This window comes from Leisingera sp. JC1 (genome assembly GCF_001679925.1).
Taxonomy (GTDB): Bacteria; Pseudomonadota; Alphaproteobacteria; order Rhodobacterales; family Rhodobacteraceae; genus Leisingera.
Genome location: NZ_LYUZ01000046.1, coordinates 44,969 through 58,376, shown reverse-complemented (window position 1 = coordinate 58,376; position 13,408 = coordinate 44,969). Strand labels below are relative to the sequence as shown.

At 61.6% G+C, this 13,408-nt stretch carries 14 protein-coding genes; 7 read left to right on the top strand and 7 right to left on the bottom strand.

Annotation, left to right across the window (positions count from 1 at the left end):
- Nucleotides 1-125: 125 nt before the first annotated feature.
- From A9D60_RS05260 to A9D60_RS05245, 4 genes are all read left to right on the top strand, one after another.
- Entirely contained in the window at nt 126-875 is a 750-nt protein-coding gene (locus A9D60_RS05260; protein WP_065266624.1) for an alpha/beta hydrolase, read from the top strand.
- A complete protein-coding gene (locus A9D60_RS05255; protein ID WP_065266623.1) occupies nt 875-1,864 on the top strand; it encodes an alpha/beta hydrolase in 990 nt (329 codons plus the stop codon). Before A9D60_RS05260 ends, A9D60_RS05255 begins: the two co-directional genes overlap by 1 nt.
- Complete coding sequence (locus tag A9D60_RS05250) at nt 1,864-2,289, top strand: VOC family protein (RefSeq protein ID WP_065266689.1); 426 nt, start codon at nt 1,864-1,866, stop codon at nt 2,287-2,289. The genes A9D60_RS05255 and A9D60_RS05250 overlap by 1 nt, the downstream gene beginning before the upstream one ends.
- Before the next feature lie 121 nt (nt 2,290-2,410).
- Nucleotides 2,411-3,178 carry an alpha/beta fold hydrolase gene (locus A9D60_RS05245; protein ID WP_065266622.1) on the top strand — a complete coding sequence of 256 codons (768 nt, stop codon included), beginning with the start codon at nt 2,411-2,413 and terminating at the stop codon, nt 3,176-3,178.
- On the opposite strand, the gene A9D60_RS05240 is transcribed toward A9D60_RS05245, so the two are convergent.
- Nucleotides 3,169-3,741, bottom strand: coding sequence for a DUF6151 family protein (locus tag A9D60_RS05240; protein ID WP_065266621.1), 573 nt, complete (start codon nt 3,739-3,741; stop codon nt 3,169-3,171). The genes A9D60_RS05245 and A9D60_RS05240 overlap by 10 nt on opposite strands.
- 4 nt (nt 3,742-3,745) lie before the next feature.
- The gene (phaZ, locus tag A9D60_RS05235; RefSeq protein ID WP_065266620.1) at nt 3,746-5,020 is read right to left on the bottom strand and encodes a polyhydroxyalkanoate depolymerase; all 1,275 of its coding nucleotides are present in this window, start codon (nt 5,018-5,020) and stop codon (nt 3,746-3,748) included.
- A 133-nt stretch (nt 5,021-5,153) separates the two neighbouring features.
- On the opposite strand from phaZ, the gene A9D60_RS05230 reads away from it, so the two are divergent.
- Both A9D60_RS05230 and A9D60_RS05225 read left to right on the top strand, forming a co-directional pair.
- A complete protein-coding gene (locus A9D60_RS05230) occupies nt 5,154-6,956 on the top strand; it encodes a PHA/PHB synthase family protein (RefSeq protein WP_065266619.1) in 1,803 nt (600 codons plus the stop codon).
- Nucleotides 6,957-7,088: 132 nt separating this feature from the next.
- A complete protein-coding gene (locus A9D60_RS05225; RefSeq protein WP_039190717.1) occupies nt 7,089-7,538 on the top strand; it encodes a phasin family protein in 450 nt (149 codons plus the stop codon).
- Between the two features lie 112 nt (nt 7,539-7,650).
- Here A9D60_RS05225 and A9D60_RS05220 read toward each other — a convergent pair whose 3' ends face one another.
- Nucleotides 7,651-9,399 (bottom strand): adenylate/guanylate cyclase domain-containing protein, encoded by a 1,749-nt coding sequence (locus A9D60_RS05220; protein ID WP_083194103.1) that lies wholly within the window; start codon nt 9,397-9,399, stop codon nt 7,651-7,653.
- 115 nt (nt 9,400-9,514) lie between these two features.
- Nucleotides 9,515-10,384, bottom strand: coding sequence for an NAD-dependent epimerase/dehydratase family protein (locus A9D60_RS05215; RefSeq protein ID WP_065266618.1), 870 nt, complete (start codon nt 10,382-10,384; stop codon nt 9,515-9,517).
- Between the two features lie 196 nt (nt 10,385-10,580).
- Here A9D60_RS05215 and phaR point away from each other — a divergent pair, with 196 nt between their 5' ends.
- Entirely contained in the window at nt 10,581-11,135 is a 555-nt protein-coding gene (gene phaR / locus A9D60_RS05210) for a polyhydroxyalkanoate synthesis repressor PhaR (protein ID WP_065266617.1), read from the top strand.
- A gap of 95 nt (nt 11,136-11,230) precedes the next feature.
- On the opposite strand, the gene A9D60_RS05205 is transcribed toward phaR, so the two are convergent.
- From A9D60_RS05205 to A9D60_RS05195, 3 genes are all read right to left on the bottom strand, one after another.
- Nucleotides 11,231-11,425: a hypothetical protein gene (locus tag A9D60_RS05205; protein WP_065266616.1), complete on the bottom strand. Its 195-nt coding sequence runs from the start codon at nt 11,423-11,425 to the stop codon at nt 11,231-11,233.
- A gap of 53 nt (nt 11,426-11,478) precedes the next feature.
- Nucleotides 11,479-12,000 (bottom strand): hypothetical protein, encoded by a 522-nt coding sequence (locus tag A9D60_RS05200; protein WP_254656629.1) that lies wholly within the window; start codon nt 11,998-12,000, stop codon nt 11,479-11,481.
- 93 nt (nt 12,001-12,093) lie between these two features.
- Nucleotides 12,094-13,299, bottom strand: a complete 1,206-nt coding sequence (locus A9D60_RS05195; protein ID WP_065266614.1) for a DegT/DnrJ/EryC1/StrS family aminotransferase — start codon at nt 13,297-13,299, stop codon at nt 12,094-12,096.
- Nucleotides 13,300-13,408 lie beyond the last annotated feature (109 nt).

Genomic DNA, 13,408 nt, shown 5'->3' with positions numbered 1-13,408 from the left:
GGTCCCTAAAAAATTCTGGCGGACCATAAGGAAGGCGGAGGGGGAGTTGCAAGCAGGCTGTGCACCTGCTTGCGGGGCGGGCGGAGCCGTGCCACATCTTGGGAAAAGCACAGGAGAGCAAAGACATGCCAGCCGCATCGTACCTCGAGACCGCCCAGGGCCGCCGGATTGCCTATCACAAGAGCGAGGGGCAGGGGCCGTGCGTGGTGTTCCTGGGCGGGCTGAAGTCGGACATGGAAGGCACCAAAGCAGTGCATCTGGAGGCCTGGGCCAAGGCGCGCGGCCAGGCGTTTCTGCGGTTCGACTATTCTGGTCATGGTGAAAGCTCCGGCACCTTTGAGGAGGGCTGCATCGGCGACTGGCACGAGGACACGCTGGAGGCGGTAGCGCATCTGACCGAGGGAGAGATCGTGCCGGTTGGATCATCAATGGGGGGCTGGCAGGCGCTGCTGCTGGCGCGGGAGATGCCGGAGCGGATCAAGGGCATGGTGACCATCGCAGCGGCGCCGGATTTCACCGAGGACGGCTATTGGGCCAATTTCTCCGAAGCGCAAAAAGCGGAACTGGCGAGCCGCGGTTATGTGGAGCTGCCGAGCGACTACATGGAGCCCTATCATATCTCGAAACGGATGATCGAGGACGGGCGCAGGCGGCTGGTTCTGCGCACGCCGCTGTTCCTGCCCTTCAAAGTGCGCTGTCTGCAGGGAACGGCGGATACGGCTGTATCCACGGAGACTGCGCTGCGGCTGATGGATCATGCGACCTGCCCGGATATGCGGCTGAACCTGGTGAAGGATGCGGATCACCGGTTCTCGGACGGCGCTTGCCTGACGATGATCGAGGATGCGGTACTGGACGTTCTGGGCACCTCCTGATGCGCCGGTTCGGGCGCGCCTTGGGGCGGGGGTTGCTGGCACTGGCTGTCGCCGGGGCGGCGTTGTGGACCTTTGGTCCTTATGAAGATGTGGATCTGAGTGCCGGTTTTGATGCGCGCAAGTTTGGCGAAGGTGTTCAGGTTTACTTCGAAAGCGTCGAGAGCCGGTTTGATGACATTACCCCGGGTGCGGAAAAGCGCGTGGTCTGGGCCGGGCAGGCAGAGGTGCGGACGCCAGTCTCGGTCCTGTACATTCACGGGTTTTCCGCCACCTCCGAGGAAATCCGCCCGGTGCCGGACCGCGTGGCTGAGGCCCTGGGCGCCAATCTGGTCTTTACCCGGCTGACCGGCCACGGGCGCTCCGGTGCAGCAATGCTGGAGGCCACGCCCAAGGCCTGGATGCGGGACACCGCCGAGGCACTGGCGGCGGCGGCGCAGGTGGGGGAGCGGGTCGTTGTGATCGCCAATTCCACCGGTGCAACCCTGGCTTCGGTGGCGGCGCGGGATGCGGATCTGGCGCAAAACATTGATGCGCTGGTGCTGATGTCGCCGAATTACGGGCTGAACACGGCTTTTGCACCGCTCTTGACCTGGCCTGCCGCGCGTTACTGGCTGCCGCCGCTGGCCGGGCAGGAGATTGAGCTGCCGGTGCGCAGCGAGGCCTTTGGGCGGTTCTGGACCACTCGCTACCCGTCGCAGGCCGTGCTGCCGATGGCGGCCATGCTAAAATCCGTTCGGGAGATGGATTTTAGAAAAACGGATGTTCCTGCATTGTTCTGGTATTCGGATGGCGATAAGGTGGTGCGGCCGGACATCACTGGTGAGGTCGCCGCGGCATGGGGCGGCCCGGTATCTGTGAACCTGGTGCCGCCAGGCGCTGCAGACGATGTGCATGGCCACATTCTGGCTGGAGACATCGTGTCGCCCAGCCAGACTCAGGCAACGGTGGACGGCATATTGAATTGGTTGAAAACACAAGGAATTGAATGATGGAACAAAGGGTAAGCCTGATTACACTGGGCGTGCCGGACATGGAGAAGGCCGCCGCCTTTTACGAGGCTCTGGGCTGGAAACGGGCCGAAAGCCCGGATGGCGTCATTGCATTTGATCTGATTTCGCAGACGCTTGGTCTTTATCCGCTGGCAGCTCTGGCGGAGGATATCGGACTGCCGGTGGCAGAACTGGGAACCGGCGCGATGACGCTGAGCCATAACACCCGCAGCAAGGAAAATGTGGCAGAGCTGCTGGCAGCAGCTGAGGCCGCCGGCGCGGAGATCCTGAAGCCTGCGCAGGATGTGTTCTGGGGCGGTCACCACGGCTATTTCCGCAGCCCGGACGGGCATGTTTGGGAGATCGCCTTTAACCCGTTTTCGCCCCTGGCTGAGGACGGCGCGTTCCGCTGGAACGGCTACTGAGCGTGGCATCGCGGCGGCAGTTTTTGTGTAAATTGCCGCCGCTCCAAGGTTTTTCTTGATCCATTGGATTGCCGCCCGCAGAGTTGGGGCACGGGTGGGAGGCAAACCGCGAGGGCAGGACATGCCTTATGATCAGCAACCGTGCCGCGAACCCCTGGTTCTGCTGCCGGGCATGATGTGCGACGGCCGTATTTTCTACGCTCAGGTCAGGACATTTTCCGGAAGCATGCCGGTGATGGTGCTGCCGCTTGCAGGCGGCGACACGGTTGAGAAGATCGCTGCCCGGATGCTGACGCATCTGCCGCCGCGCTTTGCCCTGGCGGGGTTTTCGATGGGTGGCATTCTGGCAATGGAGCTGGTGCGACGGGCGCCGGAACGGATCAGCCGCCTGTGTATCATCGGGGCCAGCCCGCTGGCCGAAACGCCGGATCAGGCTGCCAGCCGGGAGCCGCAAATCGTCGCGGCCCGTGCCGGACGGCTGGAGGATGTGCTGCGCGAGACGATGCCGACAGAAGCGCTTGCCCCGGGGCCCCTGCGCCTGGAAGTCCACAAGCTGTTTTGCCGGATGGGAATGGAGTTGGGGCCGGAAATGTATGTGGCACAGGCGCGTGCGCTGCAGCGGCGGCCGGATCAGCAGGCCGCGATGCGGCGTGTGCATGTTCCCACGCTGGTTCTGGGCGGTGAGCATGACACACTGGTGCCGCCGGCAAAGCTCGATCTGCTGGCACAACTGATCCCGGAGGCGCGGCTGGAAATCCTGCCGGATGCCGGGCATTTCCCGGTGCTGGAGCAGCCGGATGCTGTGAACAGGGCGTTGCTGCACTGGCTGGCAGAGCCGGTTTCTGAACCCGCGCCTGCTGGTCAGCCGGCGCTGTGTGGTCAGGGGTAAAGTTTTGCGCGCTCTGCCTTACTGACAAGCTGCGGTTCTGACACTGGCTTGCTGGTTACCGCATCAAAGAACGGCGTGTCTTTCCACCGCCCAGACAGCCGCGCTGTAATCATCCGGCTGAGAATGCCCCAGGCCATTGCTCCGCCGCCCTTGGTGCGGGCTTGCTTGCCTGCAGCGGGGACGAAGGCCTTGGCGCGGATCTTGCCCAAGGCGGATTTGTCCTGAAACAGGTCTGAACGCATGCCGGCAAAGGGCAGCCCCGGCTTGGCCAGGGTATTGGCAAAGGGGGTGCCGCAGCAGGATGCATACCAGCGCAAAGGCCCGCGGGGGCCGAGGCGGAGCGCCTTCAGATGTTCGGCCCCTTGGGTGATGGTGATGGTATCGGGGGCGAGCTGGAACAGATCGACCGGATCGGGGGCCGGGTCGGGCTGGCCGTGGTACAGCTCATTGGCGCGGCAGTCGGCGCAATAGCAGACAACGCGGGTGCCGGTCTTGATGCCTTGCGCCGCAATTTCACCGCGCAAGGCCCCGCAATTGCAGGAAAACACCAGCCCGTTCGCCATGCGGTCAGGCCGCCGTGTTCTTGTTGGCCGGTTTGTGCGCCGGTTTCTTGCGGCTGTTGGCGTTCATGAAGTCGATCACCAGCGGCCGGATATTGTTGCGCCAGCTGCGGCCCGCGAAGATGCCGTAATGGCCGGCGCCCGGTTCCACATGGCTGGCCTTCTTCTCCTCCGGCAGGCCGGTGCAGAGGTCCAGCGCGGCGATGCATTGGCCGGGGGCGGAGATGTCGTCCTTGGCGCCTTCGACGGTTTTCACCGCCACATCGGTGATCTTGGAGAAATCCACCTTGTGGCCGTTCACGACGAATTCGTTGCGGGCGATTTCGCGGTTCTTGAAGATGCGCTCGACGGTGGACAGGTAGAATTCCGCCGTCATGTCCATCACTGCGAGATATTCGTCGTAGAAGCGGTTGTGGGCATCGTGGTCGGAAGCCTCCCCGCGGGACACGCGCTGGATCTGGTCCATGAAGGCCTTGGAATGCCGTTCGCCGTTCATCGACATGAAGGATGCCAGCTGCAGGAGGCCCGGGTAGACCTTGCGGCCGACGCCCTTGTACTTGTAGCCGACACGCTGGATCATGGTTTCCTCCAGCTGGCCCATGGTGACGCGGCGGCCGAAATCGGTGACTTCGGTCGGGGTGGCATCCGGGTCCACCGGGCCGCCGATCAGCGTCAGCGACGACGGCTGCGCCTTGGGATCCTGCTCCGCCAGATAGGCGGTGGCGGCGAGCGTCAGCGGCACCGGCTGGCAGACCGCAACAACATGGATGTCAGGACCCAGTTCGCGCATGAAGTCGACGAGGTAAAGGGTGTAATCCTCAACGTCGAATTTACCTGCAGAAACAGGGATGTCGCGGGCGTTGTGCCAGTCCGTCACATAGACTTCACAGTTCCTGATCAGACTTTGCACGGTAGAGCGGAGGAGCGTGGCGTAATGGCCGGACATCGGGGCAACCAGCAGTACTTTGCGCGGCTGTTCTTCGCGTCCGCTGACCTTGAAATGGATGAGGTCGCCAAAGGGGCGCTCCACCACATTGGTGATTTCAACGACGTGGTCCTTGCCGTCTTCGCAGGTGAAGGAGGGGATGCCCCAGTCGGGTTTCACCACCATGCGCTGGTAAGTACGTTCCGTCACTTCGCCCCAGGCGGCCATCCAGCTGAGAGCAGGGTTTGGCAAGGCGGAAAAGACCGGGTAAGATGCCATGGAGAGGGCGGTGGCTCCCAACCATTGGTTGGTGTTCCGGACGGTCTCCATCAGGTCGTAGGTCATCATGTATCGCATGCGCGTCTCCTTCGGGCTTTGCCCCAGCGTCATCGGACCAACAAATCCGGACTATCGGACCAATCGCCGCTTTGCCCTGAAAATTGCAGAAGAGTATTCTGCATAGCAGAAAGCCTATGAGGGATTCTTTTATATGACAACTAGTGACGAATTATCCGCAGCCCCGAATTCTGAGAGCATTGAAAAGCTTAAGGAAAACATGACCCGTGTGGAGGAGCTGAGCAAACGTCTGGCTGATGTCATGTCCCGGAAGGTGCCGCATAACCCGGCTTTGGACGGTCCGAATCAAGAGCTTTATGCGCGCGCAGCAACTGCCTATTGGGCCGAAGCGATGCAGAACCCGGCCAAGATCCTGGAACAGCAGGTCGAGTACTGGAGCAAGTCTGTGCTGAATTTCGCCGAAGCGCAGAAAGCCCTGGCTGGAAAACTGGAGAATACGGATGACGGCGGCCCCAAGGACCGCCGTTTTTCGAATCCGCTTTGGGAGACCAGCCCGTACTTCAATTTCGTGAAGCAGCAGTACATGACCAACGCGGATGCGATCCGCAAAGCGGTGCAGGAAGCAGTGGACCTGGACCGCAAGGACAAGCAGCGGCTTACATACTTCGCCGATCAGATCATCGAGATGATGGCGCCGACCAATTTCCTGCCGACCAATCCGGACGCGCTGGAAAAGGCCGTGGAGACCGAAGGCCAGTCGCTGATCGACGGTCTCGAGAACCTGGTCACCGATCTGGAAGCCAACAACGGCGAGCTGGTGGTGCGGCTGGCGGATGAGAGCGCCTTTGAGCTGGGCGGCAATATCGCCACCACGCCGGGAGACGTGGTCTACCGCAACCGGATGATGGAACTGATCCAGTACAAGCCGGTAACCGAGACCGTGCATGAGACGCCGATCGTGCTGTTCCCGCCCTGGATCAACAAGTTCTACATCCTCGACCTCAAGGCGCAGAACAGCCTGATCAAATGGATAACCGAACAGGGTTACACGCTGTTTGTTGTGTCCTGGGTCAATGCGGATACCAGCCATGCCGAGGTCGGCATGGAGGATTACATCCAAGAGGGTTTCCTGACCGCTTTTGACAAGGCCAAAGAGATTTGTAAGGTCAAGCAGGTCAACGCGGTGGGCTATTGCATCGCGGGTACCACGCTGAGCCTGACGCTGTCGCTGCTGAAACAGCGCGGCGACAAGTCGGTGAAATCTGCAACCTTCTTTACCACACTCACCGATTTCGGCGATCAGGGCGAGTTCACGCCGTTCCTGCAGAACGATTTCGTCGACGGGATCGAGGCGCAGGTGGAGGAAGAAGGGCTGCTGCGGTCCTGGGTGATTGCGCGGACCATGTCGTTCCTGCGCTCCAAGGACCTGATCTATGGCCCGGCGGTCAAAAGCTACATGATGGGTGAGACGCCGCCCGCCTTTGATCTGCTTTACTGGAACGGTGATGGCGCCAATCTGCCGGGCCGGATGGCGGTGCAGTATCTGCGCGGTCTGTGCCAGAACAACGAGTTTGTCGGCGAGGGCTTTGAACTGATGGGCCACAAGCTGCATATCAAGGACGTGGACGTGCCGCTGATGGCGATCACCTGCGAGACCGACCATATCGCCCGCTGGAAGGACTGTTATGCCGGTGTGCAGCAGATGGGGTCGCGCAGCAAAAGCTTCATCGTGTCGGAGTCCGGCCATATCGCGGGCATCGTCAATCCGCCCAGCAAGAAGAAGTACGGCCATTACACAAACGACGATCTGAAGGGCGACCAGGAAGCCTGGATGGCGGGTGCAGAGTTCCACGAGGGGTCCTGGTGGCCGCGCTGGAATGATTGGCTCAAGAAACGCTCCGGCAAGCAGGTTCCTGCCCGCGAGGTAGGGGATTCGGGGTATCCCTCTTTGATGCCGGCACCCGGATCTTATGTGAAGGTGAAGGCAAACCGTTGATTTTGCAGGTGCAGAAATATTTTTTCTGCACCGCAGCAAAAAATCCTTGAAATGCTGCGGTGCGGCACGCATATTCCTCTCATGCTAAGAGCGCAGGATGGTCCTGCTGCAGCTTTCTGAGGAATTAGAACTATGGCAAAGACCCAAGACTTCACCGCGATGATGAAAGACTTCATGGGCGCCTTCCCGGTCGACACCAAAGCGATGGAAGACGCATTCAAGAACACCGCAGCTCTGAACGAGAAGCTGTCCGCTGTTGCCCTGGACGCAGCCGGCAAATCCGCCGAGATCTCCAACAAGTGGACCAAAGAAACCATCGCCAAGCTGGGCGACGTTTCCAAAGTCAAAGCAGAGCCGGCCGACTACGCAAAAGCCGCAACCGACTTTGCTTCCGCTTCCGCTGAAGTGGCTGCCGAGAACATGGCTGCCTTCGCCGAAGTGGCAAAGAAGGTTCAGATGGACACCGTTGAGCTGCTGATGGCTGCTGGCAAAGACGCAACCGAAGAAGCAACCGCTGCCGTGAAAAAGGCCACCGAAGAGGTGACCTCCGCAGCGAAGAAAGCTTCGGCAGCAGCCAAGTAAGAACGACCACGATCCGGCCCTCGCTCTCCTCCCTGACGGAGCCGGACCGTGAAGAAGGGCAGGCCGCAAGGCCTGTCCTTTTGCATTTCAGGGATCACCCGGATTTCACCTCTCACTCGGGCAGCCCGGCGCGGCGCAGCCCGTCGCAGTAATGCTCCAGGTCTTCTGGCCTGGCGAAGGGCAGCGTGCTGCGGATGCGGGTGACGGAGAAACCGGGTTCCAGCTGCAGGATGCGCCCACATTCCTGGGCTGCGGCAGCCTGGTCACCTAACTGGCCGTAGCAGGCCGCCAGATGGCGGCGGGGCGCGGGGAAGCCGGGGAATAGCCCGACCGCCTTGTTCACCTCAGAGATGCCCGGCTGGTATTCCTGGCACATGTACAGCGCCAGTCCCTTGAACCAATGGAAATAGGTTGGATGGAACGGGTTGCGCGCTGTGGCCTCTTCAAGCTCGGCGAGCGCTTGTTCCGGTTTGCCCTGATAGACCATTGCCAAGCCGCGGAAGGCTATGGCGTCCGTGTCATTCGGGTTGAGCGCCAGGGCGCGCTGGAAATGGTCCTCTGCCAGGGAAAACTCCCCCTTGAACAGATGCATGACGGCCAGGCGGCGCTGCACGACGCTGTCCAAAGGGTCGATGCGGGCGGCACGGCGCAGCAGCGGGAAGGCCCGGTCCAGGGTATCACCAGGCGATTTGCCCCAGCCGCTCATCCATTCCACCAGGTAAGTGAGCGCGAGACCGGAACAGGCCGTGGCATTACCGGGGTCGGCGTCGCTGGCCTGCTGGTACAGGCTGCGGCATTGCAGCAGTGCGTCACGGGTATCCAGGATCAGCGCCTTTGCCTTCAGCACAAGATCCCGGGCAGTCATAGGGGCGCCGCTTGCAGGCAGAGCGGCCGATTTCCGCTTTGCGGTGGCTTGCAGCTGCCCGGTCAGGGTTTGTGTGATCTGCCGGGTCAGGGCATCCTGCTGGCTGATATCAGCGCCGGCCGCCAGATGGTATTGCTCGCTGAGCAGCGTAGAGCCGCTGATCCCATCTGCCAGAGAGACGGCAATCCGCAGTTTGTCCGGCAGCTGCCGCACTGTGCCCTCGGCCAGGTAGCGCACCCCCAGCTCAACCGCGGCCATGGAAGTCTCAGAAGCGCGGCGGGCATAGCGCAGTGCGGTTGTGCGGGATATCACCCGTAGTTCGCGAAAGCGGGAGAGGCCGATTGTGATGTCTTCGGTCAGGGATTCTGCCAGGCCGCTTGCAGTGTCCGACACATCAGGTTTTCCGGCAAACGGCAGAACCGCAACAGAAATTTCATAGGCCGGGCCTTCGGGATCCAGCTGCGGCATGGTGTTTTCGGCAATGCGGAAAATCCGCACCGGATCGGAGATGTTGCGGATGACCTGCAGGCCCAGGTCATCGAAGGCGGCATTGATCCGCCCGCGGACCTGTTCCTGCACGGTGCCGGAGACACAGATTTCACCAGGTCCGGCAAGGCTTTCGAGCCGCGCGGCGATGTTGACGCAGTTGCCGAACAGGTCGTCTCCGGATGAGATCACATTTCCGGTGTGGATGCCCATGCGCAAGGCCAGACGCTTGGGCCCCGGGCTGGCTGCCTGGCCCGTTGATTTCCTGGATATCAGCAGGGCTGCTTTGACAGCCTGCAGGGAGGAGGGAAATTCCAGCAGGAAACCGTCCCCCAGTGTTTTGACAAGCTGGCCTGAATACTGACGCGCAGCGGGCACGATGATCTGGTCCGCTAGTTTCCGCACGGCCGCAACAGCCTCGGGTTCCCCGGTTTCCACCATCGCGGAAAACCCGGCCACGTCAGCGATCAGAATGGCAGCTTGTCTCTGTCTGTCCCCTTGGTCAGCCATATTCCCTGCCACCACAGACTCAAAGACTTGATGTTCATTATATCATATTGAGAGTCTTTTCGAAAATTTAGATGCAAAAAATATGATATTTTCTTCAAGGGGTTCTGCCCGGGTTTTAAAACTGCGCATCACGGAAGCTGACGAACTGCGGCTGCCAGCCGGTCAGATCGCGCAGCTTGCCCGAGCCCATCTGCTGGTCCAGTGTCGGACCTTCGGCCCAGTCGCCGTATTTGATCAGCACATGTTTCAGGCTGCGCACCACATAGCCGCCGTCATGGCCGCGGCGGCGGGCAATCTCGCGGGTTATCTCAGCCACCGGCACGCCGTCCTGGGCACTGGCGTTGAAATGGCCTGTGAGGCTCGGATTTTCCAGCAGCAGCCGGTAGGCGCGGGCCAGATCTTCACGCTGGATCAGCGGCCAGCGGGTGGAGATGCTGCCCCAGATCTCGAATGGTTTGGCTTCGCTGGCAGCCGCCAGGTAGCGTGAGAAGGCGCCGCCGTCTTCGTGGTAGACCAATGCCGGGTGGATCACCGCCGCGGAGACCTCAGGGGCGTCCAGCACCCTGCGGGCGTTCCTCTGCATCCAGGCAAACGGCTTGATCGGCCGCATCGGGCTGGTCTCATCGGCAACGCGGCTGCCAGTGGCGCCATAGAGCCAGCATCCGCCGGTGTAAATCATCCGCAGCGGCTGCGGGCGCAGGGCGGCTTGCTGCAGGATCGCGGTGATGGCTGAAGTATCGGCCTCAGCCATGTCGTCCTCAAACGTTGCGGCCAGCTGGATCAAGCCATCCGTGCGGGCCGCTTCGCGCACCCAGGGGCCGGGTGCGCGCAGATCGCCGCGCAGGGGGCAGGCGCCCAGGGCTTCCAGCTTGCGGTCCGAGGCTTTAGACCGGCTGAGTCCGGTGACATTGTGGCCATGGCGGACCAGTTCCCGGGTGACGGCGGTGCCGATGGAGCCGGTGCCGCCCAGGATCAGGATGTTCATTGCTGTGTGCTCCCGCTCAAAATTCTGGTGCGGGGGTACTGATAAAAGCTCAAGCCGGGTTCAGGTCAAGCGGCTTTTGATGCAGATGCTGCAGGGGTGTACAGAACAATTGTTGCGGAAAACACGCCAAGGCTTCCCTTTTGTTCTGCACTGGCATAGGCTTCGCTGCAATGCGTCATGACCGGGGAGGGAACACATGGCAGATCAGGACAAACCCTTGCTGATCAAACGGTATGCGAGCCGGCGGCTCTATAACACCGAGACCAGCGATTATGTCACGCTGGAGGATATCGCGGGGTTCATCCGGGAAGGCCGCGAGGTGCAGATCGTCGACCTGAAAACCGGTGACGACCTGACCCGCCAGTATCTTCTCCAGATCATTGCCGAGCATGAGAGCCGGGGCGAAAACGTATTGCCGGTCAATGTGCTGAACGACCTGGTGCGCAGCTATATGGTGCCGGGCGGCGGGGTGATGCCGCAGTTCCTGCAGACGTCCTTTGACATGCTCCGCGAAAGCCAGTCGAAGATGATGGAGAACATGAACGCCATGAACCCGATGTCCAAGATGCCGGGGTTCGAGGCGATGAAAGCGCAGCAGGAGGCGTTCCTGAAGGCGATGACCGGCGGTTTCGGTGCTGCGGGCTGGACCGGCGGTGCTGAGGAAGAGAAATCCGAGGGCAGCGGCGAGGATCTGGACGACATCAAGAAACAGCTGGCAGCGCTGCAGGAAAAACTGTCGAAGATGAAATGACGCGAAGCGCCCGGCGCTGACAGCAACAGTCACAGATAAGCCCCCTGTCCGGTTCGGCGGGGGCTTTTTGTTGCGCGGTCACTGAAGGGAGCGGTTCAGGACCCGGCCTCGACCTTCAGCACGTTATGCAGGCGGTGATAGGGGGCGTTCTTCACGATCTTGTCCAGATCTTTTGCCGCCGGTTGCGGACGCGCGCGCATGAAAAGATAGGCGCTGGCGCCGAAAGACAGGGCGCAGGCGCCGATGATCGTGCTGACGATGACAGTCTCAAGTCCCATGGCTTCAAACATGCGTTTCTCCGGTTGCACTGCCAATATAGGGGAAGAAAGCTGAAAATTCCATATCACTTCCCCTCCTGCTTCAGTTTGCCTGCTTCCAGCACATGGCGGGCCAGCGAGTCGGCGCTGTCCCGGTCTTGTGCGCGGCGGCGCATCTTTCCCCGCCCGCCGATGCGAGAGGCGGTTGCGAAAATGAAACCCGAAAACGACAGCAACGTGAGGCCAAAGGCCAGCCCGCCAGCCACCGTGCCGGCAATTGCCGCGCCAAAGCTTGCCAGCAGCGCGCCGGCGGCCAGACGCTGCGCCCATTGGCCGATAACCTGATCCGCGTCGCGGGCCTGGGCTTCCGCCTTTGCCGCCTCGGTGGCATAGGCAGTCAGCAGGTCGGCCACGGCCAGGCCGCAGTCCGGGTCGTTCGACGCGCGGAGCGCGGCGAGCAGCGCCGCCCGTTCCGCGCGGTCAGGCACAACCGCGCCAATTATCTGGCGCAGCTCATCACCGGGGACGGCATCGCCCATGCTCAGGGAGTTTGCCATAGCCACCAGCGCGGTGGCCGGGCGCCGTTTGAATTTCAATGGGCCTTTCATGAGCGGCACCGTGGACGGCACAAGCCTGGATTGCAATCGCGAAAAGCCCCGGCGCGGAGGCCGGGGCAGGAACTCGCTAAAGCACTGTCGTTCTCAGGCGGCAGCCTTGCCCATTGTTTCCTGAGCGGCAGCCAGCAGGATGTCCGCAATCACGTCCAGTTCCGCCCGGGTCAGCCGCACCGGCAGGCGCACGTCGCAGGCCTTCATCAGCATGTCACGGGTCCGGGGCAGCTCAGGGACGTTGCCCAGGAACTGCCAGTTCCAGAAGGCGCGGGCGTTGTCGGTGGACAGCCCGAAGACTTGTACCTTGACGCCCTTGGCCTCTGCTGCGGCGGCAAAGGCGCGGGTCTGGGCTTCGCTCAGTTCCACTAGGTTGAACTGGATCGAATCCGGTGCCCGGCGCTCCGGCCCCAGCGGTGCAGGCACGTCAAAGAAGGGGGAGGCGTTCAGCCGCTCCGCCACATAGTCGTGGTTGGCGAGACCGTCACGCACACGGCGCGCCAGTTCCGGCAGCTGCGGGCGGATCACCGCGGCGGACAGGTTGCTCATCCGCAGGTTATAGAGCGGCAGCTGGTTCTGCCACTTGGCAAAGGCTTGCTCCAGGTCCGGGGTGTTTTCTCCATGCGGGCCTTTGTGCTTTTTCCAGTTGTGCTCATAGGCACCGGACATGATCACGGCGCGGGCGATCAGGTCGGCGTCGTCGGTGATCAGGATGCCGCCTTCGCCGGCGTTGACCATCTTGTAGGACTGGAAGGAGAAACAGCCCACCTTGCCGAGGGTGCCGATGTTCCGGCCGTTCCAGGTGGTGCCAAGCGAATGGGCTGCATCCTCGACCACCGGGATGCCGCGGGCATCGCACAGCGCCATGATCGCGTCCATGTCAGAAGTATGGCCGCGCATATGGCTGATGATCACTGCCTGTACATTGTCCAGCTTGGCCTCGAAATCAGCCATGTCGATACGGTAGTTGTCAGCCACCTCGCACAGCACCGGCACACAGTCGGCATGCACGACAGAGGAGGGCACGGCAGCAAAGGTGAAGGCCGGGATCAGCACGCGGGCATCGCGGGGCAGGCCAAGCGCCTTGAGCGACAGGAACAGTGCTGCTGAGCAGGAGGAAACCGCCAGCGCATATTTGCTGCCCAGAAGCTCCGCGTATTCCTGTTCCAGCAGCGTGACCGGCGCATCCTGGGGCGCGGTGTAGCGGAACAGGTCACCCGATTGCATCAGAGCGTCGATTGCGTCGCGGGCGGCTGCGGGAATGGGTTCAGCGTCATGAACGTTGGGCGGCAGAGCCATATTTCAAAATCCTGAATTGTTGCTTTGGGAAATGTAAAACTAAGATTTCAGGATGCCAAGACCGGACGCGGCGGAATCTGCTGCGCCCGGCAAAATTTCACAGAATTGT